1 protein-coding gene is annotated in these 565 nt (G+C 47.3%); it reads left to right on the plus strand.

Annotated elements, in window-relative coordinates:
- Positions 1 to 30 precede the first annotated feature (30 nt).
- Positions 31 to 565, plus strand: a 535-nt coding sequence (locus tag KIV40_RS29830) for a DUF3306 domain-containing protein (RefSeq protein WP_285352880.1), incomplete at its 3' end; no start/stop codon positions are given.

A 565-nucleotide genomic window follows, 5' to 3' on the forward strand; every position in this document is an offset into this window, starting at 1 on the left:
GTAAGAAGCGCAAGGGAGCAGGGCGCGCAAATGGCAACTAGTTTCTTAAGTCGCTGGTCGCAACGTAAGCTTGAAGGGGAAAAGACACCAGAGGTTGAGAATGACGTATCAACAGAACTCAGTAGTGATACCCAAGCAACTGAATTAACAGAGCTTAACGAACAAGAATCCTCGGCGGACGCACAAACAGCGACATTGACTGACACACTAGATTCTCAAGAAGCTTCTCAAGAAACAGGGGAGAACTCCGTTGAGAACAGTGAAGGTGACATAGAGTCAGAATCACCATCTGTGGCTCAATTGTTGGTGTCAGAAGCCTCCGAGAGTGTAAAGAAGGCCGCCCTAAGAAAGTTGTTTCTATCAGAAGAGTTCAATGTTCGTGATGGATTAGATGACTACGACGATGACTACAGTAATCTCAAGTCTCTTACTGAAGGTGTGGCGGATACGCTAAGAGATTGGGTTAAAGAGACAGTAGAAGAGAGCGAGCCGACTGCACATCAGGCCGATGAAGAGGCAATGGCAGCTGGTGAGCCTATATTAGAGGAAGAGGTCGATAGCGAAG

It is taken from the genome of Vibrio sp. D173a (assembly GCF_030248475.1).